Source organism: Aureimonas sp. AU22 (assembly GCF_001463745.1).
In the GTDB taxonomy this organism is placed as follows: Bacteria; Pseudomonadota; Alphaproteobacteria; order Rhizobiales; family Rhizobiaceae; genus Aureimonas.
In genome coordinates this window covers 115743-141376 of record NZ_BBWJ01000014.1, presented here as the reverse complement: position 1 = coordinate 141376, position 25634 = coordinate 115743, and the positions used below count along the sequence as shown (strand labels likewise).

The following is a 25634-nucleotide window of genomic DNA, read 5'->3' as shown; positions in this document are numbered from 1 at the left end:
GGGCTAGCCGGGCAGCGAGGCGAGGAGAAGACCGAGACCGACGACCATCAGCAGCAGCGCGCCGCTCGCCTCGAGACCTGTGCGCAGCCCCCTGCCCCATCCGCCGGACCGACCGGCGAGGAGCGCGAGCCCCTTGCCCGAGACCGCGACGGTGGCGATCGCCGACACCGTGATCGCGGTGCCGAGCGCCATGGCGAGAACCGACAGGCCACCGGCGCCGTAGAGGCCGTTCATGAGTGCGAAGGTGAGCACGACGATCGCGCCCGAACAGGGCCGCAGCCCGATGGCGACGACGGTCGCAAGGGCAGTGCGCCAGCGGAAGGCCGGGCCTTCGAGGAGGCGCGCGTCGATGATATGCGGCCGGCCGCAGTCGCAGGCGTCGCCCGATGGATCGTCGCAGACCTCGGCCCCGTAGCCGCCGGACGCCTGCAACCCGCTCGGAACCGCCGGGCCGCCCGCTTCCGTGAACGTGCCACGGCCCGCGAACGCCAGACCGCCGCGCGGCATCGGCGCCAGCGCGCGGAGGCGCTGCGCTGCGAGGCGCACCAGCGGCCAGCCCTTGCTTAGCAGCAGCCATGCGCCGAGAAGAGCGATCATGGCATAGGAGCCGAGTTCGAGCCCGAAGGCGAGATCGGTCATCGACAGGCCGGTGCCGCGCAGCGCGAACCAGCCCAGCGCGACGACGACGATGGCCGACAGCGCCTGAACCAGCGCCGCCGCGAAGGACAGAACGACGCCGCGACGCAGCGCGACCTCGTTCGCCAGCATGTAGGATGAGAGCACGGCCTTGCCGTGCCCCGGCCCTGCCGCATGGAAGACGCCATAGACGAAGGACAGACCGGCGAGCCAGAGAAGGCCGCCCTGGCCGTCGCGCAGCGCGACCAGCGCCTGTCGCAGCTCCACGAAGAATTGTCGCTGGACCGCGAGGATTTCCATGAACACGCCGGCGAACGGGCCGCTCGGCGCCGTCGTCACCTCTGCCGTTCCGATGCCGAGCGAGGACTGCGCGTGGGCACAGGCGGCGGCCGCGAGGAGCAGCGCCAGCGCCGCTCCCAGACGCCTCAGCCCGCCTTGCACGACACGTCCACTCGGGTCGCGAGGAGCTGGGAGAAATTCACGCCGTCCTCCGGGATCGACTGACCGGGTTTGAGCATCGACACGGAGTTCATCCACTCGCTCGCATCCTCGTCGGGATCGGGTCGCGTGTAGGCCTTGGTGCATGTCTTGGGCAGGTCGAGGAGCTGGAACGCGTTCTCGTCGGCGAAGTCGAAGGCGACGAAATAGGATTCGTCGTAGGCGGAGAAGGTGACCGGAGCCGCCTTCAGGTCGATCGCCTCCGCCGGCTTCATCTCGAAGAAGAGAATGAGCTGCCCGTTCTGGAACAGGCCCCGGATGTCGGTCGGAGGGGTGAGCTTGATGTCCCGATTGCCGACGCTGACGAAGGTGTAGAAGTCCCATTCCGCGATCGACTGGCGCACCGTCTCGGCGACGGCCTGCACCTCGTCGTCGTCGAGCGTGCCGTTGCCGTTCTTGTCGAAGTCCACCACCACGCTGGAGGAGAACAGCTCGTCGAAACGCCAGATGTTGCGCAGCGAGGAGAGCATGCCGTCCGCCGTGCCGACGATCTCCATCCGGGAATCGGCGAAGACGTGCGGATGGGCTTCCGCAGAGCCGCAGGCGGCGATCGACGCAACAAGGGCTCCCGCCAGGAAAGTTGGTCGACGCATGCTCGTCCCCGGTTCGCTGCCGCCGCGCAGGGACGATTAAACCAAGGCGAAAGTGCGGAGAAGGCCCTCGTCCCGCGTCAGCGCAGGACCACCACGCGCGCCCCGACATGGACGCGCTCGAACAGATCCATCACGTCGTCGTTGCGCATGCGGAAGCAGCCGGCCGAAGCCGCCGAGCCGATCGAGTTCGGCGAGTTGGTGCCATGGATGCGATAGGTGCCCCAGCCGAGGTTCATCGCGCGCTTGCCGAGCGGGTTCTGCGGTCCCGGCCCCATGGAGGGGGGCAAGCTCGGCTTCTTCTCGCGCATCGACGGCGTCGGCACCCAGGTCGGGTTCAGGCGCTTCTTGGACACCCAGCTGGTGCCGAACCATTGCTCGCTCGGCTTGCCGACGGCGATGTCGTACTGCAGGGCGGCATCCTCGCCCGTCACCAGGAAGAGCTGGCGCGCGCCGGTCATCACCACGATCGTGCCGGGCTCGTAGTCGCCGATGAACACGGTCTCGCGCACCTGGACACCGGCATGAGCCGCCGAGCCTGCCCCCAGGATCAGGGCGGCAGCGAGAAGCTTGACGATCGGGCGCATTCGGGACCTCGGCATTCCTGGTGATGCCGGGACGCGCGCGTCAGGCGGCGGCGCTCATGTCCCGGCCCGGACAATTCTTGCGGAACCAGGTTGCCAAGAAGTCAACGAAGACGCGCGTTCTCGCAGGAAGATGGCGACGATGCGGAAACACCGCATAGATGCCGGCGTCCTTGGGGACGAAATCGTCGAGCACGCTGACGAGCCGACCGGCCTCGATCTCCGAGCGCGCCACGAACTCCGGGAGCATGGCGATGCCGAGCCCGGCCAGCGTCGCCGCGCGCACCGTGTAGGGCGAGTTGGCGGAGAAGCGGCCGGACACGCTGATCGGCAGCGGGTCGCCGGTGCGGGGGTCCTTGAACGTCCAGTTGTAGAGAGCCTTTGCGTTGGAATCGATCACCGCCGGCATGCGTGCGATCTGGCTGGGGTGGGTGGGCGTGCCGTGCTCGGCAAGGAACTGCGGCGTCGCGCAGATGGTGAAGTCGAGCGAGCCGAGGCGACGCGCGATCATCGCCGAATCGGTCAGCCGCGTCATGCGGATCGCGACGTCGAAGTTGTCCTCGAGGAGATTGACGAAACTGTCGTTGAGATGGAGGTCCAGCGAGATGTCGGGATGGGCGGCCGAGAACTCGACGAGGCTGAGGCCGAGTTCGGCGTCGCCGAAGGTGCGTGCGGCGGTGACCCGCAGGGTGCCCTTCGCCTCCCCCGTGGCTTCGCGCGCCTCCTCGTTCAGGGTCTCGAGATCGGCGAGGATCGCCGAGGCGCGCGTCACGTAGACCTCGCCCGCCGCCGTCAACGCGACCTGGCGCGTCGTGCGGTTGATCAGGAGAACGCCGAGCTCGTCCTCCAGCTCGCGCACGTATTTCGACAGAAGCGCCTTGGATCGGCCGGTCTTGCGCGCGGCGGCGGAGAAGCCCTCGGCCTCGACCACGGCAAGGAAGGCGCGCATGCGGGTCAGGGTGTCCATCGGCATATCTTTCGTGTGCGAAACTGACCGGTGTTGCCGTCTGACGACATGATGGCCGCAAGTCCAGCAGGATTTCCAAATCGGCGCCAGGGCGCAATTTTTCTGTTGCGTATGACAGCGGCCGTTTCTATATCCCGCCTTGCCCAATGTCGCACGTGCCTGTGGGCGTCCCCCGGACCTTCGAATGCGAAGATCACCGGGTCGGTCACTGGAGTTCGTCTCCAGGTCGGTTTCGCTGCTGGCGAAATCGTGGACGCCTTGAAGCAACGACGGTGAGGGCCTTTCTGGTCTCTCCTGGTCTCCATAGCCAGGAATACTGCAGAGGCACACCATCCTTGCCTGAAGTGCGGCGAGCGTAGCTCTCCAATCCACGGCAGACTTTCCGGATCTTCTGTCGGCCTTGCGCCGTCATCGGGTCCGATCATGTCGCGTTTCGCGTTCGCTTCACGTGCGGGGTCTCCACCGGCTGCATGTGAAACCGAATGCGTACGCTCCTCGTCAACCTCATGGTTAACCGGAGCTTCCGATGGCTACGCAGCGCATTCTCGACTTCATCGCCACCCGCCGTCCTGCCGGGCCTTGCCTCGTAGTCGATCTCGACATCGTCGAGGACAATTTCCGCGCCTTCCGCAAGGCGCTGCCGGATAGCTCCATCTTCTACGCCGTGAAGGCCAATCCCGCGCCGGAGATCCTGCGTCTTCTGGCTTCGCTAGGCTCGTCCTTCGACTGCGCCTCGGTCGCCGAGATCGAGATGGCGCTCGACGCCGGCGCGACGCCGAACCGCATCTCCTTCGGCAACACGATCAAGAAGGAGCGCGACGTCGCGGCCGCGCATGCGCTCGGCGTCTCGCTCTTCGCGGTGGACTGCGTCGAGGAGGTCGAGAAGGTGGCCCGCGCCGCACCCGGCGCGCGCGTGTTCTGCCGCGTCCTCACCGACGGCGAGGGCGCCGAATGGCCGCTGTCGCGCAAGTTCGGCTGCGTGCCGGCGATGGCGATCGACGTCCTCACCCATGCCCGCGACCTCGGGCTCGTCGCCACCGGCGTCTCGTTCCACGTCGGCTCGCAGCAGTGCGACACCGAGGCCTGGGACAAGGCGCTGGCCGACGCGGCGATGGTGTTCGGCCAGCTCGCCGAGCGCGGCATCGTGCTGACGCTCGTCAACATGGGCGGCGGCTTCCCGACGCGCTACCTCAAGGATGTTCCGTCGGCCCAGGCCTACGGCCGCTCGATCTTCGCCGCCCTGCGTCGCCACTTCGGTAACCAGATCCCGGAGACGATCATCGAGCCCGGCCGCGGCATGGTCGGCGACGCCGGCGTCATCAAGGCCGAGGTCGTGCTCGTGTCGAAGAAGTCGGCCGAGGACAAGAACCGCTGGGTCTATCTCGACATCGGCAAGTTCGGCGGTCTCGCCGAGACGATGGACGAGGCGATCCGCTACCCGATCGTGACGGCGCGCGACGACGACCGCATGGAGCCCTGCGTCATCGCCGGCCCGACCTGCGATTCGGCGGACGTGCTCTACGAGAAGACCCCCTACCCGCTGCCGATCTCGCTGACGGTGGGCGACGAGGTTCTGATCGAGGGTACCGGCGCCTACACGACGACCTACTCGGCCGTCGCCTTCAACGGGTTCGAGCCGCTCCGCTCCTACGTCATCTGACGGGCGGACCGCCCGTCAATTCCTGAACATCCGTCCCGGCGCCCTGCGTGCCGGGGCGCTTCGTCGCCGGCGTCCCCGAAAGGCGCCGCGCTTTCGCTCGTCCCCACTCTGGAGGATGACCGCCGATGTTCGCGCGCTCCCAGCTCTTCGCCGACCTTCCCTTCCTGCCGCCCGCCTTTTCTCTGCGCCCGGAGACCGCCGCCGACGAAACCGCGCGCGAGGCTCTCCTCGACGCGGCCATGGGTCCGAACCGTCGCCGCAAGTCTTCGGAGGCGATCCGCCGCGACCGGCTCGCCGCCGAAGGCCTCTCGCTCGTGGCGGAATCGGACGACGGCGAACTTCTCGGCACGGTGCGCCTGTGGAATGTCTCGGCGGGGACACGTTCCGGCGAGGACGTTCCCGCCCTGCTGCTCGGCCCGCTCGCCGTCTCGGCTCGCTGCGAGGGGCTCGGCATCGGCTCCGCGCTGATGCGGCGCGCCATCGCCGAAAGCCGCTGGCGCGGCCATGGCGCGATCGTGCTGGTCGGCGACGCGCCGTTCTACGAGCGGTTCGGTTTCCATGCCGATGCGGCAAGAAAGCTGGCAATGCCGGGACCGTTCGAACGGCACCGTCTCCTCGGGCTCGCCTTGCGCGACGGCGCCCTCACAGGCGCGCAGGGCCTGATCGTGCCGACCGGCCGCTCCCTCCCCGCTCCCATCGCGGCCTGACGCCCGAAACATAAGGGAGGCGGTTATTCGCCCCCGACCGACCTTTGTCTTTGCCCCCGGCCCGCGAACGTGCTTCAGGTGGACCGGGGGACGACATCACCGCCGACGCGTAGAGCTTCGGCGACTTTCCATGATGGCAGCACGGCTTGGAAACGGGAATGACCGGGGACGCTGCGGCTCGATTGGCCGCTGCCGAAAGCAGGATCGCCGAATTGACGCGCGAGAATGCGCGTCTGGGCACATCCGCGGCACCGCCGCTCGATGCCTCTCTTCACACAACCCTACCTGTAGCCGTCTACGAAACGCTGCTGACGACCGTCGCGGACTATGCGCTGATCGCGACCGACGGCGATGGTCGCGTGACCCTCTGGAACCAGGCGGCCACGGACGTCTTCGGCTGGTCGGCAGAGCGCATGCTCGGGCGTTCGGTCGCCGACATCTTCACGCCCGACGACCGCGCGGCGGGCCGGGTCGAGGAGGAGATGGTGACCGCAATTCGCGAGGGGCGCGCTGCGGACAACCGTTGGCTCCTGCGGGCCGACGGCACGACCTTCTTCGCGCGCGGCGAACTCGTCCCCTTGCGGGATGCGTCGGGCTTCCAGATCGGGTTCCTGAAGATCCTCCGCGACCGCACGGATGAGGAGATCTCCCGGCTGGAGCTCGCCGCCAGCCGCGAGCGGCTGCAGTTCGCGCTCGACGCCTGCGCCCTGATCGGCACGTGGGACTGGCTCCTGCCGCAGGACCTCATCTACGCGGACGCGCGGTTCGCGAACCTCTACGGCGTGGACGAGACGCGCGCCGCCGGTGGACTTCCAATCGAGGCCTACCTGCACGGCATCCACCGCGACGACCAGGCCCGCGTCGGAGCGGCGATCGAAGCGACGCTTGCCTCCGGCGGAGAATTTGCGGCCGAGTATCGAACCGTTCGGACCGACGGCGCGGTACGCTGGGTGCATGCCCGCGGGCGTTGCTTCCTGAACGACGCCGGACGGCCGGTCCGCTTCCCTGGCGCCGTGGTGGACATCACGCACGACAAGCTGCGCGAGCGGCGCCAGGACGCGTTGCTGCGGCTCGGCGACGAGGGAGAGTTCGGCGAGGCGATCGACTACACGCTGAAGGCGCTGCATCTCCTGGGTGAGACGCTGGAGATCGGACGCGTCGGCTATGCCACGGTGGACCCGACCGAGACCTATGCCACCATCGTCGGCGAATGGACCGCACCGGGTCTCGAACCCCTGTCTGGCCGCAAGCGGATCGCCGACTTCGGCAGCAGTCTCGTCGAGGCACTCCAGACCGGTCTGACAGTCATCGAGGACGTGCGGACCGATCCGATCACGCATGACGGATCGCAGGCCTGGCAGGCGATCGGTTCGCTGTCGATGATCAACCTGTCGGTGCGCGAAGGCGGCCGGCTCCAGGTCATCCTCTACCTCCATCACACGTCCCCGCGCATCTGGCCGAGCGACGAGATCGGCTTCATCCGCGAGGTCCTGAACCGGGCCTGGACCTACTCCCGCCGCCGCACGGCGGAACGCTCGCTGATCGAGACCGAGGCCCGCCTGCGCCTCGCGCACGAGGCGGCGGAGATCGGCAGCTTCGACTACGACCTCGAGACGGGTGACATGGTCTGCGACGCGCGATGCCGCGAGATCTTCGGGCTCGGCGTCGACGTCGCGGTGACCTATGCGCAGACGCTTCGCCCCCTGATCCACCCGAACGATCTCGATCGGGTGCAAGGTGCGGTGCGGCGCGCGATGAAAGCGCCGACGGAACGGAGCTTCGATCTCGTGTTCCGCATGTCGGGACACGATGACGGCCGAGCGAGAACCGTGCACGCCAGCGGCCAATGCGTCGTCGCCGACGGTGCGGCGGTTCGGATCGTGTGCGCCGTGCGCGACGTGACGAAGGCCAAGGAAGCCGAGGAGCGGCAGGCTTTGCTCACGCGCGAACTGCAGCACCGGGTCAAGAACACGCTGGCCATGGTGAATGCGCTGGCGAACCAGACCATGCGGCGCGCCGCGAGCGCGCAGGATGGGCTGGCGGCCTTTTCGGCACGCCTCATCGCGCTTGGCCACGCCCACGACATCCTGACCCAGACGAGCTGGACCAGCGCTCCGATCGAGGCGATCGTCTCCCAGACCCTCGCCACCCACGGCGATGGCGGCGAGCGAATCGCCTGGAGCGGGCCCGACATCCGATTGACGGCGCGCCAGAGCCTGGCGCTCGCACTGGCACTGCACGAACTCGCGACCAACGCGGCGAAATACGGGGCCCTGTCGAACGAGACCGGACGGGTGCGGATCGCATGGCGCATCGGCCTGGGGGCAGCGCGCGAGAGCCTGCGCTTCGAATGGTGCGAGAGTGGTGGGCCGCCGGTCGTCGCTCCCGACCGCAAGGGATTCGGCTCGCGCCTGATCGAGCAGTCGCTGGCAGCCGAATTCGGCGGCGAGGTCGTCGTCAGCTACGACCCCGCCGGGCTCCTGTGCACCATCGAGGCCGACCTTCAGCTCGACCCGGAGGACGCCGTGCTTCCGTCTGCCCTCGGCGAAGGCTGAAGTGCCTCAGCCGGCGATGTCGATGACGCCGGCGTCTCCGCTTTCCGTCCCGAACGCCAGGAACCGCCCCTTCGCGTCCCAGGCGAGCGTGCGCGCCGCGCTCGATCCGCCGCGCCGCAGGAGTGCTTCCTTGGCGTCGGAAAAGCGCACCGCCAGGATCATGCCGTCGGCATAACCGATGGCCACGACGTCGTCCGACGGATGGCAGGCGACGGCGACGACGCCGGTGTCGCCGCGCGTGCCGAGTTCGAGCGGCGCCTTGCCCATGGGGCCGTCCTTGCCCGTGAAGGGCCAGAGGATGGCAGCCGGGGCGCCCGAGGTCGCCAGGAACTTGCCTTTGGCCGACCAGGACATGCTCTTCACCTTGGCGGGATAGCCGGTCATGCGCATGTGCTTGCCGTCGTCGAGACGCCAGCCGTGCAGCGCGTTCTCCTGCATGATGGTAACGAGGAAACGGCCGTCCGGCGAGAAGGTGGCGCCGGTATGGGCACCCTTCCATTCCAGTTCCTGCGCCTTGGCGTCGGTTCCTGCGAAGAACAGCGAGGCGCCATCGTAGCGCGCGGTCGCGATGCGCAAGCCCTTCGGCGCGAAGGCGAGGTCCTCCACCGTGCGCCCGTGGGCGAACTCGCGGACTCCGCCCTTGGCGTCGCGCACGAAGGCCGTCCGTCCCACGGCATAGCCGACCGCCCCGCCCGGACCACCGGCGACCGACGAGATCCACTTACGGCCCGCCGACGCGATTTCAGACGACTGGCGGTCCGGCGTCGTGGCGACCACGCGCCCGTCCTCGCCGCCCGACAGGAGCCGCGGCGCGAACGGGTCGAGCCGGGCGGACAGGAGCCCGCCCTTGTGCGCCTCGATGACGGTTTCGCCCCCGGCTGGGAAGCGGATCGTGCCGTCCGACAGAGAGAAGACCGGCTCGTCCTTCAGGAAGGCGGCGGTCTCGACATGGCCGTCGAACGAATAGGGGGCAATGTCAGGCATCAGGCGGGCGCGGCCTCGCGCGTCTTGGCCGCGCAGGACCGGAATTCGGCCTCCAGCCGCTCTGCGTCGAGTTCCCGGCCGATGAAGACGAGCCGGCTCTCGCGGGGCTCGTCCTCGCGCCACGGCCGCTGGTGGTCGCCCTCGATGATCATGTGGACGCCCTGGATCACGTAGCGGTCCGGGTCGCCCTTGAAGGCGATGATGCCCTTGAGACGCAGGATGTTCGGTCCTTCCGTCTGGGTCAGGTTCTGGATCCAGGGGAAGAAGCGGTTCTGATCCAGCTCGCCGCCGCGCAGCGAGATCGACGTCACCGTCACGTCGTGGATCGGCGCCACCTCGCCGTGATGGTCGTGGCCATGATCGTGATGGTGGTGATGGTGGTCGTGATGGTCATGATCGTGATGGTCATGGCCATGGTGGTCGTGGGCGTGATGGTGATGGTCGTGGTCGCAGTCCGGCCCGCAGACATGGTCGTCGTGCGCCTGCGCCGCTTCTTCGAGGAAATGCGGATCCTGGTCGAGAACTCGGCTGAGGTCGAACGCGCCCTGCCCGAGCACGCGGTCGAGCCGGATCGCGGAGCGCTCGGTGCGGTGGATCACGGCGGACGGGTTGATGGCGCGCACGGTGGCCTCGACGCGCGCCAGTTCCTCCGGCGTCACGAGATCGGTCTTGTTGAGGAGTACGACGTCGGCAAAGGCAATCTGGTCCTCGGCCTCGCGCGAATCCTTGAGGCGCAGGCCGATGTGCTTGGCGTCCACCAGCGCGACCACGGCATCGAGGCGCGTCTTGGCGCGCACGTCGTCGTCCATGAAGAAGGTCTGCGCCACGGGAACGGGGTCGGCGAGGCCCGTGGTCTCGACGATGATGGCGTCGAAACGGCCGGTGCGCTTGGTGAGGTTCTCCACCACGCGCACGAGATCGCCGCGCACGGTGCAGCAGATGCAGCCGTTGTTCATCTCGTAGATCTCTTCGTCGGTCTCGACGATGAGGTCGTTGTCGATGCCGATCTCGCCGAACTCGTTGACGATCACGGCGTAGCGCTTGCCGTGGTCCTCGGTGAGGATGCGGTTCAAGAGCGTCGTCTTGCCGGAGCCGAGATAGCCGGTGAGCACGGTGACGGGGATCTGGCCCTCGGTCGGGCGGGACGTGTCGGACATCGGGATGCCTCCTTGCCTGGAGCGCCCGATATAGGCCCGCTCGATCAGTTTTGCACGGGGACCACAGGCCAATCCACGGCGGCGACGTCTTCGAGGAACTCCGCGAAGCGCGCGGCCTGGTGATCGAGGATCGCGCGGCCGATATCCGCCGTGCCGAGGCCGGCATCGCCGACGGTGCCGACGGGGTTCAGATCCTCGGCCAGCCAGCCGAAGCCGAGCCGTCCATGCGCGCGCAGGTGGCGGCGCTCGGCGGCGAGCCGGGTCTGCAGCGAGGCGCGATTCGCGATCCGGTCCGTTCGAACGAGGTCGGGCCGGATGTGCAGCATCAGCGCGGTCTCGAGAGCGCCGCCGTGGATGCCCGTCGCCACCTCCTCGTCCGATAGCAGGCCGGGCGGCAGCTTGAAGCGGTTCCACGAGGCGCTGGCGCAGAGGAGGCCGCGCCGGCGTCGTAGATCGAGCGCCGCCGCCTCGACGGCCTGGGTGTTGCCGCCATGCGAGGACACGATCGCCATGCGCCGGAACCCGGCATCCGCCACCCCTTCGCCGAGGCGAACGATCGTCTCCGTCGCGACGCGCCAGCCGAGCGACAGCGTGCCGGGAAAGGCGAGGTGTTCGTCGGAGGCGCCGACGCGCAGGGTCGGCAGGAACACGGCTTCGAGGTCGGCGCGAAGGCACGCGATCGCGCGGGACACCATGGCGTCGGCGATCAGGGCGTCGGTGCCGAGTGGCAGGTGCTCGCCATGCTGCTCGACCGCCGCGACAGGCAGCACCGCCACCGCCCTGTCGAGCATGCCCCGCCGTTCGGCAAGATCGGCGCTGGTCAGCTCCTCGAATCGGCGCGCGAGGCTCATGGGTGGCTCTCCTCAGACTGCGAAGGCTTGTAGAGGCCCGCAGGGAATGGTGAAAGGCCGCTTGGCGTGGACAAGACAGGGCGTCCCGGTCATCCTCGCGTCGAGAAGACCGGGTGATCGAGTATGGGCGAGCGCAAGAAAATCAAAGGTGGCGCGGTCGGCGCTCAGCTGACGCTGACGGCCCGCGCCGTGCGCAACGCGCTATCGCACGAGTTGGCCGCGCGTGGACTGTACCCTGGCCAGGACGCCGTGCTTCTCGCCATCGCGGAGGAAGACGACGGCATCTCGCTGCGCGACCTCGCGGAACGCCTCGCCGTGCGCCCGCCGACCGTCACCAAGACCATGACGCGGCTGTCGGCGCAGGGCATCGTCGAGCGCCGCCCGTCCGGCACTGACGCACGCCAGAGCTTCGTGCATCTGACGGACAAGGGCCAGAGCCTCGTCGCGGAGGTCCGCCTCGTGCGGGGCGGCGTTGAGAAACGGGCGCTCAAGGGCATGAAGACCAAGGACGCCCGGCGGCTGCGCAAGCTGCTGCGCCGGATCGAAAAGAACTTCGCCGACGATGCGCCGGCCGCCGCGTCGGGGGAGACGGAGGATTGACGGGCTCCGGTTGCGTCGAACAAGGCCAGTCCTTACACCCGAGGGCTGAGCACGGGCGCATGGACATGGAACGGCACTAGGTGGCGCAGAAGGTCAAACTGTCGACGATCGCCGAACGGCTCGGCCTCTCCACGGCGACCGTTTCGCTGGCGCTGCGCGACAGCCCCCTCGTGGCGGAAGTGACGCGCGAGCGCATCAAGGAAGAAGCCCGCACGTCCGGCTACATCTACAACCGCCGCGCCGCGAGCCTTCGCACCTCGAAGTCCGGCATCGTCGGGGTATGCGTCCACGACATCATGAACCCGTTCTACGGCGAGATCCTGAAGGCGATCGAGGACGAACTCGACCGCCATCGCCAGACCTTCGTGCTTTGTAATCACTACGACGACCTGTCCAAGCAGCGCTCCTTCCTTGACACGATGCTGCAGCTCGGCGCCGACGGGCTGATTATGTCGCCGGCGATCGGCACGCCCGCCTCGGACATCCGTCTCGCCGAGGACAACGACCTGCCCGTCGCCCTCATCGCGCGCACGGTGGAAGGCTCGGGCGTCGCCTCGTTTCGCGGTGACGACGCCTACGGGATGTCGCTGGTGGTGCGGCACCTGATCGAGGAAGGCCATCGCAGCATCGCGCTCGTCGGCGGCACGGACCAGACATCCACTGGCCGCGACCGGGCGCAGGGCTACCGCGACGCCTTGCAGGAAGCCGGCATCGCCTTCCGCCCGGAATGGTGGATCAAGGGTCCGCGCTCGCGCCACCAGGGCTTCGATGCGGCAAACGAATTCCTAACCCTCGCCGACAGGCCGAGTGCCGTTGTCTGCTTCTCCGATCTCGTCGCGCTCGGGCTGATGTACGGCCTGTCTCGTGCGGGCGTCCGGCCGGGCGTCGACATCGCCATCTGCGGCTACGACGACATCGACGAGGCGGCGATCGCCATGCCGCCGCTCACCACGGTCGCCAACGGGCAGACGGAGGTCGGCCATCGCGCCGCCAACGCGCTTCTGGCCCGTTTGAACGGCGCGCCAGCCGAGGAGCGGCTCGAACTGATCCGTCCCGCCTTGCGCGTGCGCCAGTCCAGCCGCATCGGTTCCGGAACCCTCACTCCATCCCTCGCAAAATGAGCGCCCGCGTGTCCCCATCCAACGACGCCACCGTCCTCGTCTTCGGCCCCTACAACGGAGACGGCGTCACCGAGCTGGAACGCCGCTTCACGGTCCGCAAGCTGCGCGAGCGCGACCTCGCCGAACTGCCCGAGGGCGAGCGCGCCTCGATCCGCGCCGTGGCGGTCGCCGGTCACATCCCCAACGCGGCGATCGATGCGCTGCCGAACCTCGAGGTCATCGGCCATTTCGGCGTCGGCTACGACGGCGTCGACGCCGCCCATGCCGCCTCGCGCGGCGTTGCGGTCACCAACACGCCCGACGTCCTCACCGATGAGGTGGCCGACACGACGCTTGGGCTTCTCCTGATGACCGTGCGCGAGCTCGGCCAGGCGGAAGCCTATGCGCGCGCCGGGCGCTGGCAGGCGGAGGGCCCCTACCCGCTCACCCGATTCTCGCTGCGCGGCAAGACGGTCGGCATCATGGGCCTCGGACGCATCGGCCTCGCGATCGCCAAGCGCCTGGAAGCGTTCGGTCTCGCCATCGCCTACCACAACCGCTCGCGCCGCTCGGACGTGTCCTACGCCTATCACGATACGTTGGAAGGCCTCGCGAAGGCCGTCGACATTCTCGTCGTCGCAGCGCCCGGCGGCGCGTCGACGGACAAGGCGGTGAACGCCGGCATCCTTCGCGCGCTTGGACCGGACGGCATCTTCATCAATATCGGGCGCGGCTCCACCGTGGACGAACCGGCGCTGATCGACGCCCTCCGGGACGGCACCATCGCCCGCGCGGGCCTCGACGTCTTCGCGGACGAGCCGCGCATCCCTGCCGATCTTCTCGCCCTGCCCAACGTCGTCGTCCTGCCGCACGTGGCGTCGGCCTCGCGCGACACGCGCCGCGCCATGGGCAACCTTGTCGCCGACAACCTGTCGGCCTGGTTCGCCGGCGAGCCGCTGCCGACCCCCGTTCCCGAGAGCGAGGCGGCCGGCCTCTCCCGCGCCAAGGTTTCGTGAACGCTCCTGGGGAATCACGCCCTTTCGCGTGATCCAGCCCCAGGTTATGCTGCGCTGCGATCATTCGCATCGACATCCACGATCTGGGAGACGGTTCATGCCCGTTCTCCGGCCTCGAAAACGCCGCAGCCCTTCGGCCGCGGCGTTCGCAGCCTGTTTCCTTCTCGGCCCGGTCTTGGGCACCGAGCCAACCGCCCACGCCGCGCAGCTCGAAACCGCTCTGCGTGCCGCAAGCGATCTCGCACTTGCGGCGGGCGCTCGCGTCAACGCGCGGATCGAGGACGTGCGCGATCCCGGCGTGACCGCCATGTCCGGCGTCGACCTCGACCTGCGGCTTGCGCGAAGCCAGGCGGACCGCACGCTCGACCCGTTCCTGGCGCAGCCCGAGCCCGACCTGCCGACGCTTCTCTGGGACAACGACTTCGACGGGCGCCCCGCACCGACCGCCGAACTGGAGGTGAACCGCAAGGCCACGAGCGACGGGTCGGGCGATGTGTGGGGCAGCGGCGTGATCGAGTTCGGTCGCGACCTAGACGGCATGATCGCCTCGCGGCAATCGCGTGCCGACGTCGCGACCGGCTTCGATCTCGCGCTCTCGACGCGCGGTTCCGCCGGCATCGCCGCCGGCTTCAACCGCACCTACCAGTCGGATGGCGGCGCGCTGGACCTGCCCACGGTCTCAAGCTACGGCACCTTCGCCCCGACGCCGGACAGTTTCGTCGATCTCGCCGTGGGTTTCGGCCCCTTGTACGCGTCCGCAGCCTCCGCGGGCGGAGCGATCGGGTCCGGCGAGGCGGGCTTTGCGACCGCGACCTACGGCTCGCGCATGAGCGCCGGCTCGGTGGTGCTTTCCCCCTACGGCCGCTTCGAGTCGGCCGCCATCCGCACCCAGCCGCGCGGGGTCGGAACGGGGTCGGCCCTCTTCGCCAGCCGTGCCTCGGCCGTGGCCGGCATCAAGACGGCGCGCGCGATCCGTCGGCCGGACTACGCGCTCGCGCCGGCCCTTCGGCTGGAGGTTCGTCAGGATCTCGCGCGAGCGCAGTCGCTCGGGCGAATGGTCAGCCAGGAACTGACGATCGCGCCGGAGATCGAGGCGGAACTCGCGCCGCACTGGACCGCGCGGGTCGAACATCGCTCGCGCTTCGGCGGTGACGGCGACACCCGCTCGCTGCAGCTGCGCCTCGAAGGCAAGTTCTGACGAGATCGCATCGTTAACCCTCAGGTAAGGATAACGATGCGATACTGTCTCTCTGTCCGCTTGCCCCTCCACGTGTTCGGGAACCATCGCTTCCCGGGAGCCGCAGGCCGTTCAAGGGTTTCGTGCCGCTCGGCAAGGCGGTGCATTTGGAGATTGGTCATGAGATTTGCAGCCGTGGCGCTAGGCGTCGGCTTCGTCGGTACGATCCTCGCCAACCTTCCCGCCCATTCGGACGCGAATGCCGAAAGCCTCGTGTCGCTGATGCGTCCGTCGAGCGAGATCACCGGCTCGATCGAGCCCACTGGTCCGCAGCCGGCGGCCGCGATCCGCCTCATCGACCTGCGCAACGGCGCAACCTGCAAGATCGCCGGTCCCGCCGACGCCGCGGCCGGCTTCCGCCGCGCCCCGCTCGGACCCGACTGCGCGGCCTCGCCCGAACTGGCTCGCGTCGCCTACTGGAAGACCACCGGCGACGGCTCGCTCATCATGGCCGACGGCGGCGGCGAGACCGTGCTCGAGTTCATTCCGGGCGACGGCGTTCTCTACGAGTCGATCTACCCGTCCAACGCCCTGATCACGATCGTTCCCGCGCGGGGCTGACGCTCCTCAGGGGCGCGACTGGGCGAGCGACCGGCGCTGCCGGCCGTTCGCGTCGAAATTCTCTGGCCGCAACCAGGCCTCGAACCCGGCCTTCACCCTCGGCCAGTCGGCGTCGACGATCGAGAACCAGGCGGTGTCGCGGTTGCGGCCCTTGACCACCATGTGCTGACGGAAGACGCCCTCGAACGTGAACCCGAAACGGAGCGCCGCGCGCTTCGACGGCGCGTTCCCGTCGTTGCATTTCCATTCGAGACGTCGGTAGCCGAGTTCGTCGAACACGCGCGAGAACAGAAGGTGGAACGCCTCCGTGGCGGCGCGCGTCTGCTGGAGGCTGGGCCCGAGGCAGATATGCCCGATCTCGACGACGCCATTGGCCGGATCCAACCGCATCAACGCCGCGACCCCTTCCGCCCGGTTCGAGGACAGGGGAACGATGGCATGGAACATCGGATCGACGCCGAGATAGTGCGCGTTGGCGTAGCGCCCGAAATCCTCAGGCGTCTCGAACGGACCATAGGCCAGGTAGTCCCACAGCCGGTCGTGCCCCGCGAAGGCTTCATGCAGTTCGGCGAAGCGCCGCGCGTCGCGCATCGGCTCCACGCGAACGGCATCGCCGATCATCGCACCGTGCCCCGGCATCTCGCGAGGTTCCCAGTGCGAAAGGTCGTGGCTCGTCATCGCGATCGGTCCCTCAGAAACGCCAGAACGTCTTCGCGCAGCTGCCTGTCGCCGAGCGGCAGGGCGGTCGCGAACGAGCTGATCGTACCGATATGGTCGAGGTCGGGATAGAGTTTGTGCGTCACGGGAACGCCGGCGCGTTGTAGATGACGGGCCAGGGAGCGCGCATTCTCGGGATCCACCGTCGTGTCTTTCGCGCCATGCGCCAGGAAGCTCGTCGGATCGCCCGCGCCGACGAAGCGCACCGGCTGGCTGGCGTCGCGCAGGGCTGGCGGGAAGATCCGCTTGTAGCGCTCCTCCGTCAACGGCAGGAAGTCGTAGGGCCCGGACAGGCCTACGAAGCCGGCGATCCCGGTATTCGCCCCAGCAGCGTCGAGATAGCGGCCGTCATAGGCGAGGAGCGCGGCGATCTGCGCGCCGGCCGAATGGCCCATGAGGAAGATCGGGTGCCGGCCGGGCGCGATGCCAGCCCCTCCTTGACGTGCGAGCCGCTCCACGGCTGCCACGGCCCGCGCGCCGTCCTCCACGAAGGTCGGGAAGCGCACCTCGGGGTAGACCCGGTAGTCCGGAATGGCGACGACGAAGCCCGCCGATGCCAGCGACTGCCCGAGGAAGGGGTAGATCGACTTCGAACCGGAGTCCCAGCTTCCGCCGTAGAAGAACACGACGATCGGCGTCGACGCCCCCGCCCCATTGGGCACGTAGAGATCGAACGTCCCGCGCTCGCCCGGCATGTAGCGGATATCGGGGATCGTCTCGAAGCCGGCGCGGCTGGTCAGCGCGTTGAGAAACGCCGGGCCCGAACAGGCCGACAGCAGGCCGGCGAGCAGAACGACGAGAAGCAGACGGGGAATGGCGTGCAAGGGGATCGCGGGTCCGGGAGGCGGAAGGTCCTGCGGAAGATGGGAGGACGAAAGGCGGCGGCCAGTCGCCGCCGCCCCGCTGCGACGTCAGCGACGCCCGAGCGCCGCCGCCTCCCTTGCCAGCGCGGTGATCTCGTCGAAGCGACCGGCCGAAACCAAGTCCTTGGGCGCGACCCAGGAGCCGCCGACGCACACGACGTTGGGAAGGGCGAGGTAGTCGGAGACGTTCTTCGGGCTGACGCCGCCCGTCGGGCAGAAACGAATGCCCTGGAACACGGGCGCGAGCGCCTTCAGGTAGGGGATGCCTCCCAACTGCTCGGCGGGGAAGAACTTGAGGATCTCGTAGCCTTCCTCGATCATCGCCATCAGCTCGCTCGGCGTCGCGGCGCCCGGCAGAAGCGGCACGTCGGAGGTCTTGGCGGCGTCCAGCACCTCGTGCGTCGTGCCGGGCGAGACGATGAAGCGGGCGCCCGCCTCCACCGCGGCATCTAACTGGCGCGGGGTAAGGATCGTGCCGGCGCCGCACAGCGCCTCCGGGACTTCGGCGGAAATGGCCTTGATTGCATCGAGCGCAGCCGGGGTGCGCAAGGTCACCTCGATGCCCGGCAGACCGCCCGCCGCCAGCGCACGCGCGAGACCCACACCCTCCGCGGCGCTTTCCACCGCGACCACCGGCATGACGGGCTGGCCGGTGAGGATTTCCAACAGGGCGTGGGTCTTCTGGGTCATCGGTTTCCTGGTCCTTGCGCTGACGGCCGGTTCGTTGTTCAGCTTTAGCCCAACGGTCAGCGCGTCGAAACCCGGCGGTTCAACCGATTTGCTACCAGTTCATCGGCAGGCCGGCCCGGAAACGCTCCCACCACGAGGGCGGCTGCAGGACACGCTCGTCGGGCGCGTCGAGAACCGCCAGGAAGGTCTCGCACCAGACCTGAGCCGTGTTGGCGAAGACGCGCGCGCGCATCGCCTCGTGCCGGCGCTGCCGCTCCTCGAGCGGCATCTCCAGCGCTTGACGCAGGGCGCGGACGAGATCGTCCGGCGAGTAGGGATTGACGATCAGTGCCTCGGGCAGTTCGGCGCGCGCGCCCGCGAAGCGCGACAGGATGAGGACACCGGGATCCGCCCGGTCCTGCGCGGCGACGAATTCCTTGGCGACGAGGTTCATGCCGTCGCGCAGGGGCGTGACCATACAGATCTGCGCGGCGCGGTAAATGCCGGCCAGCGCCCGCCGGGTGAAGCCGTTGACCAGGATCTGGATCGGATTCCAGTCGATCGTCGCGAAGCGGCCGTTGATGTTGCCGGCCAGCCCCTCCAGCTCCACGCGGAGATCGGCATAGGCCTCCACCTCCCCCCGCGAGACGGGTGCGACCTGCAGGAACTGCGTCTGTCCGCGCAGATCGGGGTTGTCCTCCAGCAGCAGCTCGTAGCCGCGGAACCGCTCCACGATGCCCTTGGAATAGTCCATCCGATCGACGCCGACGATCTGGTGCCGGCCATGCGAGATGGCCTGGACCATCGCCTCGTGCTCGCGCGCCTCCTCGGACAAGGCGAATTCGGCGAAACCCTCGGCGTCGATGCCGATGGGAAAGGCGGATGCGCGCACGATCCGCCCGTCGGAGGTGCGCACACGGTCGCCGTCGATGTCCTCAGCCCCGAACTCCTGGATGCAGAAGGCCACGAAGTTGCGCCGGTCGTTCTCCGTCTGGAAGCCGATGACGTCGTAGGCGAGCATCGCGCGCACGAGATCGTGGCTGGCCGGCAGCGCGGTGAGCATATCGGGCGGGCAGAAGGGAATATGCAGGAAGAAGCCGAGGCGTCCGTCGTATCCCGCCTTGCGCAGTTCCTGCCCCAGGAAGAAGAAGTGGTAGTCGTGAACCCAGACCAGGTCGTCCCCTTCCAGAAGCGGAAGCAGGCGTTCGGCAAAGCGGCGGTTGACCTTGCGATAGACCCGCTCCGACTCGCGATCGAAAGCGGCGATGTCGAGCCGATAGTGCAGGAGCGGCCAGAGCGAGCGGTTGGCATAGCCGAAGTAGAACCCTTCGATCTCTTCCTGCGTGAGATCGATCGTCTTCAGGGCGGTATGGCCATGCTCCTCGACACGGATCTCGCTGGCCGTGCCCTCGGCCGAGATCTCGCCGCTCCAGCCGAACCAAAGGCCGCCGCGACGCCGCAGCGCGTCGGCCAGCCCCACGGCGAGCCCGCCGGCCTTGCCCTCGTCGCTGAGAGGGCCCACCCGGTTGGATACGATGACCAGCCGATGATTGCCGTCCGCCATCCTTACGAAGCCTCCTTCATGTCGCCATCGCCCGCTGCCGGCTCTACCCCGAGCCAACGATGGACGGAGTCCACGCACGCCAGCCTGTAGTCCGCCTCGCTCGGGCCGGTGCCGACCTTGACCGACACGCCGTCCAGCGCCTTGACGGCGGCGAAGCCGAACTCATCGGTCGTATCGTCCCCGAGATAGACCGGCACGCGGCCGACGAACGGCTCGCGCGCCATGAACGCCGCCAGGGCCTTGCCCTTGTCCATGCCGCCGAGATGCACCTCGACGATGTCGGAGCCCTTCATGACGGCGAAGCCCGGTTCGTCCTGCACGGCGCGCGTCACGAGCTCCGTTGCGGCGTGCTCCAGTTCTGGATGTCCCCGGTAGTGAATCACGAGGGAGGTTCCCTTGTCCTCCAGCCTCAGGCGGGGCTCTTCGGTCACGCCGATGGACAGGACGAGCCGGATCGCATCGAGACCCGCAGGCCCGGCGAGCAGGACGAGCGGGCCGCCCGGCTCCTCGCGGCGCTCCAGTCCGTGGACGCCGCCAGCCGCGAAGGCGAGCGGCGCCAGGAAGGCGTCAAGGTCGGCGATGCGGCGCCCGCTGAGAAGGGCGAAGGCACCCGAGCATTCGCGCTGGAGGGTGCCGAGACGCTCCACCGCCTCGCGCGAGATGCGAACGTCCTCCGGCCGGTCGACGAGTTCGACGAGCGTCCCGTCGAAGTCGATGAACAGCGCGTGGCGGGCGGGGTCGAGCGGCGGGGGGAGGTTCATGGCCGCGAAGATAGGGGAAACCACAGGGATGCCTACCCTTGAAATGCACGCACAACCGCCCCACGCCGGCCATAGTTTCCCCGATTGCCCCTCCCCTGCTTCAAGCGCCCGGAAGATGCCGCCGAGCGACGGCGCGGATCCGCGATGCCGTCCGTGATCGGCGAAGGGACAGGGCATGAGCGACCGCACATTGCGAATCCAGACGAGGCTCCGGGCGCTCGGCTACGATCCGGGGCCTTCGGACGGGATCCACGGCCGCCGGACGATAGCCGCCGTTCGCGCGTTTCAGAGCGACCAGAAGCTCGTTGTGGACGGGATCGTCGGCCCGCTGACGCTGGCACGACTGTTCGCGGGAGAAGCGCACGGTGCCGAGAGCCCCGATCATCCCTGGTACCAAGAGGCGCGTCGCCTCGTCGGTACGCGCGAGGTGCCGGGCCAGGGCAGCAACCCGGTGATCGAAGACTGGGCGGAGGGGCTCGGCATTCCCTACCGAGGCGACGACATTCCCTGGTGCGGCCTGTTCGTGGCCCATTGCATCGGTGCCACGCTCCCCCAGGAGCCCCTGCCCGCCCATCCGCTCGGCGCACGCAACTGGGCGCGCTTCGGCACGCCGTGCGATCCCGGCCTCGGGTGCGTTCTAGTCTTCTGGCGGGAGAGCCGAGCCAGCGGCAAGGGCCATGTCGGCTTCTATGCCGGCGAGGACGAGACCGGCTTCTACGTGCTCGGCGGCAACCAGAGCGATGCGGTGAACGTCAAGCGCCTGCCGCGTTCGCAGTTCCTCGGGGCGCGGTGGCCGGCGACCGCGCCGTCCGCCGCCCGGCAGGTCGTGCGCATGGGCCTGACCTCCGGCGTCTTCGAGACGTCCTTGAGCTGACTCAGCGAAAGGCCGGCCCGCCTTTCGGGCGAGCCGGCCAACGGTCGGTGGCAGGTGCGATCAGGCCGCTTCGGTGATGCGCTCGGCTTCGTCGCGAACGGCCGGGACCGGCTTCAGCTCGGAGCGCACGAAGACGCCCGGCGCCGCATGGTCGCCCGCCACTTCCGCCGCGATCGTGTCGGCGGTGATGGCGGACAACGTCCAGCCGAGATGCCCATGGCCGGTGTTGTAGTAGACACCCTTCGCCTTGCCGCGGCCGACGCGGGGCAGCATGTCCGGCATCATCGGACGCAGACCCGCCCACGGCACCACGGAGGCGGTGGAGACGCCGGGGAAGCGGTGACGGCACCAGTCCACCAGCGGCTTGATGCGATCCATGCGGATGTCGCGGTTCTCGCCGGCGAACTCCGCTGTGCCCGCGATGCGCAGACGATCCTCGCCGAGACGGCTGGTGACGATCTTCGCCTTGTCGTCGAGCAACGAGACGTAAGGGGCACCCGCGCGGCTCGCCTCGTCGGTGAGGTTCACCGTGATCGAGTAGCCCTTCACCGGATAGATGTTGACGCGGTCGCCGAGCTGGCTGGCGAAGCGGCGGCTGGCGACGCCGGCACACACGACGACAGCGTCGAAGTCCTCGCGCACCGCCTCGTCCTCGCTGCCCACGGCCCGCGAGAAGACGGCCGCGCCGCCCTCGCTACGCGTCGAAAGCCGCGTGACGTCCGCTTCGTAGCGGATGGTGCCGCCGTGGCGCACGACCGCGTCGGCGAGACCGCGCGTGTATTTGTGGATGTCGCCGGTGAAATCCGATTCGGTGAAGAAGCCGCCGTGGAACGTTCCGGCGAGCGCGGGCTCGATCGCATGGATCTCGGCATCCGTCAGGCTGCGGCGCTCGAGTCCGCCCTTGGCATACAGGGCGCTGACGCGGGTCGCATGGTCGAACTCGGACTTCGATTCGTAGACATGCAGGATGCCGCGCTTCATGAGGTCGAATTCGAAGCCCTCGCGCTCGGCCATTTCGATGAGGTGGCGGCGGGCTGCGATGGCGAGCTTCACGGTCGCGACCGTGTTCTCCTCGTAGGAGCGCGCGGCGAGCACGAATTCGGCCATCCAGGACAGCTTGTGCCAGGTCGGCGCCGGATGGACGAGAAGCGGCGCGTCCTTGCGGAGCATCCACTTGATGCCCTTGAGGAACGTCGACGGCGAGTTCCAGACTTCGGCGTTGGAGGCGGAAAGCTGGCCCCCGTTGGCGAACGAGGTTTCCATGGCCGAATAGGCGTTGCGGTCGAAGACCGTCACGTCGAGGCCCTGGGACAGGAGCTTGTAGGCGGTGGTGATGCCGGTGATGCCGGCACCGATGACGGCGACTGAGGTCACGACAGGTCCTTTCCCCGCGCTCTCGCGGGTTGCCTTCGTGCCCCTCCGTCACTGGCCTGAGAGTTTCACGGAAAGGGATGAATTCCCTCGTCCGCTTTCTCCTTCGGCGGACGGCCAAACGAGCCGTCACTCTCCGGATTTGGTTTGCGCCGCGCGGTCCTTTTGCCTGAGAGTTTCCGGGGCGGTTGCTCCTTCGGCGCCGGCCTTTCGGCCGGTCTCTCCCGCAAGCGGCGATAGGGTCTAGATAGCGGGATAGGACGAATGCGGCAAGTTCAAAGAATCCGCAGACGCTGCCTGCATTCTATGCAACGCGCCGTCCCGTGTCGGTCGAGAACAGGTGGAGCGCTGCCGGATCGAATCCGATCCGCAGTGTGTCGCCAAGATCCTTGCGCACGTGGCCCGACGTGCGGAGCGCGATGTCGGCGCCGCCTGCGGGCAGGCTGCCGTAGAGATAGGTTTCCGCGCCCACCCGCTCGATCGCGGTGAGGACGACCTCTGTCGAGGGGCGCCCGTCCCCCGCCCCCTCCACGATGGAGACGTGCTCAGGCCGAATGCCGAGGACCTGCGTCCCGCCGGGCGCCGTGCCGAGCGCACGGTCCATGCCCTCGACCTTCAACGCTTCGGCTATGGGCACGAGGTTCATCGCCGGCGAGCCGATGAAGCTCGCGACGAAGAGCGAGGCCGGACGCTCGTAGACCTCGATCGGCGTCCCCACCTGCTCGACTTGCCCCCCGTTCAGCACCACGAGCCGGTCGGCCAGCGTCATCGCCTCGAGCTGGTCGTGCGTGACGTAGAGGCTCGTGGTCCTCAGCCGCTTCTGCAGGCGGCGGATTTCGGCGCGCATCGAAACGCGCAGCTTGGCGTCGAGGTTGGAAAGCGGCTCGTCGAACAGGAAGGCGGCGGGCTCGCGCACGATGGCACGCCCCATCGCGACGCGCTGGCGCTGGCCGCCGGACAGCTGGCCCGGCTTGCGGTCGAGATAGGTCTCGATCTCGAGGGCCCGGGCCGCCTCGCCGATGCGCCGCTCGATCTCGGGTGCCGGCATCTTCCGGTTCTTGAGACCGTAGGCGAGGTTCTGCCGCACGCTCATGTGCGGGTAGAGCGCGTAGTTCTGGAACACCATGGCGATGTCCCGGTCGGCCGGCTCGAGTTCGTTGACCCGTCGATCCCCGATCCGCACCTCGCCCGCCGTGATCGTCTCCAGCCCGGCCACCATGCGCAGGAGCGTGGACTTGCCGCAGCCCGACGGACCGACGAGCACCACGAACTCGCCGTCCGCGATGTCGAGCGAGATGCCCTTCACCGCCTCCTGGCCGTTCGGATAGGTCTTGCGGACGTCTTGAAGCGTGATCGAGGCCATTACTTTTCCGATTCCACGAGGCCTTTGACGAACCAGCGCTGCATCAGCACCACCACCAGAACGGGCGGCAGGATGGCGAGGATCGCCGTCACCATGACGAGGTTCCACGGCGTGTCGGCGTCGGCGAAGGAGACCATCTTCCGCAGGCCGATCACGATCGTGTTCATGGAATTGTCGTTGGTGACGAGGAGCGGCCAGAGATACTGGGTCCAGCCGTAGATGAAGAGAATGACGAAGAGCGCCGCGATGTTGGTCTTCGACAGGGGCAGGAGGATGTCCCGGAAGAAGCGCATCGGGCCCGCCGCGTCGACGCGCGCCGCCTCGACCAGCTCGCCCGGAATGGTCAGGAAGAACTGGCGGAACAGGAGCGTGGCCGTCGCCGAGGCGACGAGCGGCAGGATCAGCCCGGCATAGGTGTCGATCAGGCCGAGATCCACCATCACCTTGTAGGTCGGCAGGATGCGCACCTCGACGGGCAGCATCAGCGTCATGAAGATGAGCCAGAAGAAGGCCATCCGGAAGGGAAAGCGGAAGAACACGATCGCGAATGCGGACAGGAGCGAGATGACGATCTTGCCGAGCGCGATGCCGAGCGCCATCACGAACGTGTTGAACAGGAGCGTCCAGACGCCGACGCCGCCGATCCGCCCGACGCCGCCGAACAGCGCTTCCCCATAGTTCTCTACGAACCGGTCGCCCGGCAGGAGCGGCAGCGGTGGGCGCAGGATCTGCGACACCGGAAGCGTCGAGGCGACGAACGTGTAGTAGATCGGAAAGGCGACGATCAGGACGCCGAGGATCAGGACGCCGTGCGCGAGCGCTGTGGCGAAGGGGCGGTTCTCGATCATCGCCTCACCCGTAATGCACGCGCCGCTCGACGAAGCGGAACTGAAAGGCCGTGAGCGCCACGACGATCGCCATCAGGATCACCGACTGGGCGGCCGAGGCGCCGAGATTGAGATTCACGAAACCGTCCGTGTAGACCTTGTAGACCAGCGTCTCCGTCGCCTTGGCCGGACCTCCCCCGGTCACCGAATCGATGATGCCGAACGTGTCGAAGAAGGCGTAGACCGTGTTGACGACGAGCAGGAAGAAGGTCGTCGGCGCGATCAGCGGGAAGACGATCGTCCAGAAGCGCTTCGGGCCCCTCGCCCCGTCGATCGCCGCCGCCTCGATCAGCGAGCGCGGGATGGACTGAAGGGCGGCCACGAAGAACAGGAAGTTGTAGGAAATCTGCTTCCACGCCGCCGCGACGATCACGAGCCCCATCGCCTGCTCGCCCTTCAGGAGCGGGTCCCATCCGTAGCCGGCCGAGCGCAGCATGTAGGCGAAGGTGCCCATGGTGGGATTGAACATGAAGAGCCAGAGCATGCCGGCGATGGCGGGCGCCACGGCATAGGGCCAGATCAACAGCGTGCGGTAGAACGCCTTGCCGCGCAGCACCTTCTCGGCCGAGGTCGCGAGCAGGAGGGCGAGCCCCATGGCCAGCACCGCGGTCGACAGGCTGAAGAACACGGTCGTCTTCAGCGCGTGGAGATATCCCGGGTCGGACAGCACCTGCCGGAAGTTGGCAAGCCCGACGAACTGCGTCTTCAGGCCGAAAGCATCCTCGCGCAACACCGATTGATAGAGCGCCTGGGCGCCCGGCCAGTAGAAGAAGACGAGTGTGACCAGAACCTGCGGCGCGAGCAGCAGATAGGGCAAGAGCTTGTTGGGAAAGGTGACGCGGGTGTTCAAACGGCCGTCCCG

General features: G+C 68.1%; 25 protein-coding genes and 1 riboswitch. Of the genes, 9 read left to right on the top strand and 16 right to left on the bottom strand.

What is annotated here, in order from left to right; all coding sequences use genetic code 11:
- Window positions 1-3: 3 nt before the first annotated feature.
- The 4 genes from AUL34_RS05450 to AUL34_RS05435 form a co-directional block, all read right to left on the bottom strand.
- Complete coding sequence (locus AUL34_RS05450; protein WP_061931988.1) at window positions 4-1077, bottom strand: nickel/cobalt transporter; 1074 nt, start codon at window positions 1075-1077, stop codon at window positions 4-6.
- Window positions 1062-1727, bottom strand: a complete 666-nt coding sequence (locus tag AUL34_RS05445) for a DUF1007 family protein (protein WP_061931986.1) — start codon at window positions 1725-1727, stop codon at window positions 1062-1064. Before AUL34_RS05445 ends, AUL34_RS05450 begins: the two co-directional genes overlap by 16 nt.
- Window positions 1728-1804: 77 nt before the next feature.
- Entirely contained in the window at window positions 1805-2311 is a 507-nt protein-coding gene (locus AUL34_RS05440; RefSeq protein WP_061931984.1) for a L,D-transpeptidase, read from the bottom strand.
- 40 nt (window positions 2312-2351) lie between these two features.
- On the bottom strand, window positions 2352-3275 hold the full coding sequence (locus AUL34_RS05435) for a LysR family transcriptional regulator (protein WP_061931981.1): 924 nt from the start codon (window positions 3273-3275) through the stop codon (window positions 2352-2354).
- Window positions 3276-3801: 526 nt separating this feature from the next.
- On the opposite strand from AUL34_RS05435, the gene odc2 reads away from it, so the two are divergent.
- From odc2 to AUL34_RS05420, 3 genes are all read left to right on the top strand, one after another.
- A complete protein-coding gene (odc2, locus tag AUL34_RS05430; RefSeq protein ID WP_061931979.1) occupies window positions 3802-4935 on the top strand; it encodes an ornithine/lysine decarboxylase in 1134 nt (377 codons plus the stop codon).
- A gap of 125 nt (window positions 4936-5060) precedes the next feature.
- Window positions 5061-5642 (top strand): GNAT family N-acetyltransferase, encoded by a 582-nt coding sequence (locus AUL34_RS05425; protein WP_061931977.1) that lies wholly within the window; start codon window positions 5061-5063, stop codon window positions 5640-5642.
- Window positions 5643-5854: 212 nt separating this feature from the next.
- Window positions 5855-8197: a PAS domain-containing protein gene (locus AUL34_RS05420; RefSeq protein WP_192845694.1), complete on the top strand. Its 2343-nt coding sequence runs from the start codon at window positions 5855-5857 to the stop codon at window positions 8195-8197.
- 6 nt (window positions 8198-8203) lie between these two features.
- Here the strand turns inward: AUL34_RS05420 and AUL34_RS05415 are convergent, their stop codons facing one another.
- From AUL34_RS05415 to AUL34_RS05405, 3 genes are read right to left on the bottom strand one after another with little or no spacing between them, the layout of a single operon-like run.
- A complete protein-coding gene (locus tag AUL34_RS05415; protein ID WP_061931973.1) occupies window positions 8204-9181 on the bottom strand; it encodes a WD40 repeat domain-containing protein in 978 nt (325 codons plus the stop codon).
- Window positions 9181-10338, bottom strand: a complete 1158-nt coding sequence (locus AUL34_RS05410; protein ID WP_061931971.1) for a GTP-binding protein — start codon at window positions 10336-10338, stop codon at window positions 9181-9183. Before AUL34_RS05410 ends, AUL34_RS05415 begins: the two co-directional genes overlap by 1 nt.
- Before the next feature lie 44 nt (window positions 10339-10382).
- The gene (locus tag AUL34_RS05405; protein ID WP_061931968.1) at window positions 10383-11189 is read right to left on the bottom strand and encodes a creatininase family protein; all 807 of its coding nucleotides are present in this window, start codon (window positions 11187-11189) and stop codon (window positions 10383-10385) included.
- 123 nt (window positions 11190-11312) lie between these two features.
- Here AUL34_RS05405 and AUL34_RS05400 point away from each other — a divergent pair, with 123 nt between their 5' ends.
- The 5 genes from AUL34_RS05400 to AUL34_RS05380 all read left to right on the top strand — a co-directional run bounded on the left by AUL34_RS05400 (window position 11313) and on the right by AUL34_RS05380 (window position 15703).
- A complete protein-coding gene (locus AUL34_RS05400; protein WP_061931966.1) occupies window positions 11313-11789 on the top strand; it encodes a MarR family winged helix-turn-helix transcriptional regulator in 477 nt (158 codons plus the stop codon).
- Between the two features lie 80 nt (window positions 11790-11869).
- Window positions 11870-12910: a LacI family DNA-binding transcriptional regulator gene (locus AUL34_RS05395; protein ID WP_061931964.1), complete on the top strand. Its 1041-nt coding sequence runs from the start codon at window positions 11870-11872 to the stop codon at window positions 12908-12910.
- Window positions 12907-13905: a 2-hydroxyacid dehydrogenase gene (locus tag AUL34_RS05390; RefSeq protein WP_061931962.1), complete on the top strand. Its 999-nt coding sequence runs from the start codon at window positions 12907-12909 to the stop codon at window positions 13903-13905. Before AUL34_RS05395 ends, AUL34_RS05390 begins: the two co-directional genes overlap by 4 nt.
- A gap of 175 nt (window positions 13906-14080) precedes the next feature.
- Entirely contained in the window at window positions 14081-15103 is a 1023-nt protein-coding gene (locus tag AUL34_RS05385; RefSeq protein WP_192845693.1) for a hypothetical protein, read from the top strand.
- A 159-nt stretch (window positions 15104-15262) separates the two neighbouring features.
- Complete coding sequence (locus AUL34_RS05380) at window positions 15263-15703, top strand: hypothetical protein (RefSeq protein ID WP_061931959.1); 441 nt, start codon at window positions 15263-15265, stop codon at window positions 15701-15703.
- A 6-nt stretch (window positions 15704-15709) separates the two neighbouring features.
- On the opposite strand, the gene AUL34_RS05375 is transcribed toward AUL34_RS05380, so the two are convergent.
- The 5 genes from AUL34_RS05375 to otsB form a co-directional block, all read right to left on the bottom strand.
- Complete coding sequence (locus tag AUL34_RS05375) at window positions 15710-16381, bottom strand: GNAT family N-acetyltransferase (protein WP_061931957.1); 672 nt, start codon at window positions 16379-16381, stop codon at window positions 15710-15712.
- Window positions 16378-17244, bottom strand: coding sequence for an alpha/beta hydrolase (locus AUL34_RS05370; protein ID WP_244492453.1), 867 nt, complete (start codon window positions 17242-17244; stop codon window positions 16378-16380). The genes AUL34_RS05375 and AUL34_RS05370 overlap by 4 nt, the downstream gene beginning before the upstream one ends.
- A gap of 87 nt (window positions 17245-17331) precedes the next feature.
- Window positions 17332-17973, bottom strand: coding sequence for a 2-dehydro-3-deoxy-phosphogluconate aldolase (locus AUL34_RS05365; protein ID WP_061931953.1), 642 nt, complete (start codon window positions 17971-17973; stop codon window positions 17332-17334).
- Between the two features lie 91 nt (window positions 17974-18064).
- A complete protein-coding gene (locus tag AUL34_RS05360) occupies window positions 18065-19516 on the bottom strand; it encodes a trehalose-6-phosphate synthase (protein WP_061931951.1) in 1452 nt (483 codons plus the stop codon).
- 2 nt (window positions 19517-19518) lie between these two features.
- Window positions 19519-20301 (bottom strand): trehalose-phosphatase, encoded by a 783-nt coding sequence (gene otsB / locus AUL34_RS05355; RefSeq protein WP_244492452.1) that lies wholly within the window; start codon window positions 20299-20301, stop codon window positions 19519-19521.
- A gap of 151 nt (window positions 20302-20452) precedes the next feature.
- Here otsB and AUL34_RS05350 point away from each other — a divergent pair, with 151 nt between their 5' ends.
- Entirely contained in the window at window positions 20453-21151 is a 699-nt protein-coding gene (locus tag AUL34_RS05350; protein ID WP_061931947.1) for a TIGR02594 family protein, read from the top strand.
- A 60-nt stretch (window positions 21152-21211) separates the two neighbouring features.
- On the opposite strand, the gene AUL34_RS05345 is transcribed toward AUL34_RS05350, so the two are convergent.
- The 4 genes from AUL34_RS05345 to ugpA all read right to left on the bottom strand — a co-directional run bounded on the left by AUL34_RS05345 (window position 21212) and on the right by ugpA (window position 25622).
- Entirely contained in the window at window positions 21212-22525 is a 1314-nt protein-coding gene (locus AUL34_RS05345; RefSeq protein WP_061931945.1) for a D-amino acid dehydrogenase, read from the bottom strand.
- 144 nt (window positions 22526-22669) lie between these two features.
- Window positions 22670-22759, bottom strand: a riboswitch (glycine riboswitch).
- Window positions 22760-22826: 67 nt separating this feature from the next.
- Window positions 22827-23885: a sn-glycerol-3-phosphate import ATP-binding protein UgpC gene (locus tag AUL34_RS05340; RefSeq protein ID WP_061931943.1), complete on the bottom strand. Its 1059-nt coding sequence runs from the start codon at window positions 23883-23885 to the stop codon at window positions 22827-22829.
- A complete protein-coding gene (ugpE, locus tag AUL34_RS05335) occupies window positions 23885-24733 on the bottom strand; it encodes a sn-glycerol-3-phosphate ABC transporter permease UgpE (protein WP_061931941.1) in 849 nt (282 codons plus the stop codon). Before ugpE ends, AUL34_RS05340 begins: the two co-directional genes overlap by 1 nt.
- Before the next feature lie 4 nt (window positions 24734-24737).
- A complete protein-coding gene (ugpA, locus tag AUL34_RS05330; protein WP_061931939.1) occupies window positions 24738-25622 on the bottom strand; it encodes a sn-glycerol-3-phosphate ABC transporter permease UgpA in 885 nt (294 codons plus the stop codon).
- Window positions 25623-25634 lie beyond the last annotated feature (12 nt).

Coding starts and splice junctions, on each gene's coding strand:
- AUL34_RS05365 (WP_061931953.1), bottom strand. CDS start 17,973: ATGACCCAGAAGACCCACGCCCTGTTGGAAATCCTCACCGGCCAGCCC.
- AUL34_RS05380 (WP_061931959.1), top strand. CDS start 15,263: ATGAGATTTGCAGCCGTGGCGCTAGGCGTCGGCTTCGTCGGTACGATC.
- AUL34_RS05425 (WP_061931977.1), top strand. CDS start 5,061: ATGTTCGCGCGCTCCCAGCTCTTCGCCGACCTTCCCTTCCTGCCGCCC.
- AUL34_RS05400 (WP_061931966.1), top strand. CDS start 11,313: ATGGGCGAGCGCAAGAAAATCAAAGGTGGCGCGGTCGGCGCTCAGCTG.
- AUL34_RS05440 (WP_061931984.1), bottom strand. CDS start 2,311: ATGCGCCCGATCGTCAAGCTTCTCGCTGCCGCCCTGATCCTGGGGGCA.
- AUL34_RS05390 (WP_061931962.1), top strand. CDS start 12,907: ATGAGCGCCCGCGTGTCCCCATCCAACGACGCCACCGTCCTCGTCTTC.
- AUL34_RS05360 (WP_061931951.1), bottom strand. CDS start 19,516: ATGGCGGACGGCAATCATCGGCTGGTCATCGTATCCAACCGGGTGGGC.
- AUL34_RS05350 (WP_061931947.1), top strand. CDS start 20,453: ATGAGCGACCGCACATTGCGAATCCAGACGAGGCTCCGGGCGCTCGGC.
- AUL34_RS05410 (WP_061931971.1), bottom strand. CDS start 10,338: ATGTCCGACACGTCCCGCCCGACCGAGGGCCAGATCCCCGTCACCGTG.
- ugpE (WP_061931941.1), bottom strand. CDS start 24,733: ATGATCGAGAACCGCCCCTTCGCCACAGCGCTCGCGCACGGCGTCCTG.
- odc2 (WP_061931979.1), top strand. CDS start 3,802: ATGGCTACGCAGCGCATTCTCGACTTCATCGCCACCCGCCGTCCTGCC.
- AUL34_RS05415 (WP_061931973.1), bottom strand. CDS start 9,181: ATGCCTGACATTGCCCCCTATTCGTTCGACGGCCATGTCGAGACCGCC.
- AUL34_RS05375 (WP_061931957.1), bottom strand. CDS start 16,381: ATGACGAGCCACGACCTTTCGCACTGGGAACCTCGCGAGATGCCGGGG.
- AUL34_RS05340 (WP_061931943.1), bottom strand. CDS start 23,885: ATGGCCTCGATCACGCTTCAAGACGTCCGCAAGACCTATCCGAACGGC.
- AUL34_RS05445 (WP_061931986.1), bottom strand. CDS start 1,727: ATGCGTCGACCAACTTTCCTGGCGGGAGCCCTTGTTGCGTCGATCGCC.
- AUL34_RS05405 (WP_061931968.1), bottom strand. CDS start 11,189: ATGAGCCTCGCGCGCCGATTCGAGGAGCTGACCAGCGCCGATCTTGCC.
- AUL34_RS05435 (WP_061931981.1), bottom strand. CDS start 3,275: ATGGACACCCTGACCCGCATGCGCGCCTTCCTTGCCGTGGTCGAGGCC.